The organism is Vibrio sp. OPT46, assembly GCF_015163535.1.
Taxonomy (GTDB): domain Bacteria; phylum Pseudomonadota; class Gammaproteobacteria; order Enterobacterales; family Vibrionaceae; genus Vibrio; species Vibrio alginolyticus.
Window position 1 is genome coordinate 4,587 of record NZ_JADDYG010000491.1, and the last position, 1,876, is coordinate 6,462.

General features: G+C 37.5%; 2 protein-coding genes. Both read left to right on the forward strand.

From position 1 onward, the window contains the following. On the forward strand, positions 1-1,354 hold a 1,354-nt coding region (locus tag IQR33_RS20725), incomplete at its 5' end, for an anti-phage deoxyguanosine triphosphatase (RefSeq protein ID WP_322631793.1). Between the two features lie 145 nt (positions 1,355-1,499). Next, positions 1,500-1,876, forward strand: a 377-nt coding sequence (locus IQR33_RS20735) for a hypothetical protein (protein WP_193844010.1), incomplete at its 3' end; no start/stop codon positions are given.

Genomic DNA, 1,876 nt, shown 5'->3' on the forward strand with positions numbered 1-1,876 from the left:
TCACACCTTAACAGGGCGTTATATTTACAGAAGGATTTTATATATGTGGCAAGCAAGGCGCAGGTATTTAGATGGTTACGAAGCAAAGCCATTTAATTCAAATACGGATGATAGCCAGGCTCAGAGAGATAGGGCAAGAATCATTCACTCCTCTTCATTTAGGAGATTGCAGTCAAAGACGCAAGTTTTAGGAATTGGTGAAAGTGACTTTTACAGAACACGACTAACTCACTCATTGGAAGTCGCCCAGATTGGTTCTGGAATTTGCGAGCACTTACGAGAAATGTATAAGGGTAGAGAAGAATACCTTGAGTGGATTCCAACACTAAGCCAGATTGAAGCAATTTGTTTAGCTCACGATATAGGTCATCCTCCATTTGGGCATGGCGGAGAAGTTGCTCTGAACTTCTATATGAACGATCAAGGTGGTTTTGAAGGTAATGGGCAAACATTAAGAATTGTTAGTAAACTAGGTGAGTACTCGCCAGATTGTGGTTTAGACCTAACTCGTAGAACAATGTTTGGGCTATTGAAATATCCAGTATTACATAAAGAAGTAGCTGACTACTCCAGCATATGTGGTTGTAAAACTAAGATTAATATTGATGGCTATAAACCACCAAAGTGTATCCATGATGATGAGAGTGATATTTTGAATTGGATTCTTGATGGAATCCCTGAAAGTGACCGATTGTTATTTCGAACACCAACAACCAATGAGGATGGAGTTTCTGAAGCACAGTTTAAAGGTTTTGACACATCAATAATGGAATTGGCTGATGATATTTCTTATGGCGTTCATGATTTAGAAGATGCATTGGCTTTACAATTAGTAACTTTTAAACAATGGAACGACGAAGTTATAACAAAGATGGGGAGTGGTAATATCATACATGGTGATGTTGATTTCTTTAATGAAAAGCTATTTTCAGAATCGAATAAAGAGCGTAAGCATGCAATTAGTAAGTTAATTGGTTACTTTATACCTAGCATTGAGGTGTACGAAAAGACCGAGTTTGAAACGCCACTGCTTAAATATCAGGTGAAAATGTCTGACGAAGCAAATTCACTACTTAAACTATTAAAAAAATTCGTATTCAAGAATGTAATAAAAAGACCAGAAGTTCAAACTCTAGAGTATAAAGGTCAACAAATGGTTCTTAGTTTGTTTGAAGTTCTTCAAGAAAATCCCAAACGTTTACTTCCTACATCTACTTATAAAAAGTATCAAGATTCAACGAATAAAAAACGAGTAATATGTGACTATATTTCAGGTATGACAGATAGTTATGCTACTAAGTTGTATCACAAGTTGTTTAGTCCTGATATGGGCTCTATCTTTGACCGAATGTAAATATAACAATCTGTTTAAGAGCGATTCGCAACGCTTGGCGTTTTTGCTATGCGTTGCGTTTAGTGTTTAAGGTGGTATGCGGCGACTTCGGTATTGCGTTGCTCACACCTTAACAGGGCGTTATGTGCTTTAGAGGAAATAATGGATGAGTGAATATGAAGTATTATCAGTAATACTGTCTTCGTTGGCTGCTCTAATAAGTCTAATCGTTTGGAGTGGTCAACGAAAACTTCAACGAGAAAGCTTAGATATGCAAAAGGCGACAGCGGATCTAGCTAAAAAGCAGCTAGAAATATTACTGCGCGAAGACAAAGAAAAATCGACTGCTCGTTTGAAACTTGACTTAGTGAAGTCGGGTAATGGATACAAGTTCGTTATTACCAATATCAGTAATGTAGATGCTAAAGATATCAGCTTTGACTTGCTTGTTGATAATCCTCGACATAATCCCCTTGTTGGTTCGGACGTGAACTCTAAACTACCTGCTCCAAAACTCTCCCCTGGAAGTGAGTTAAGCTTGTT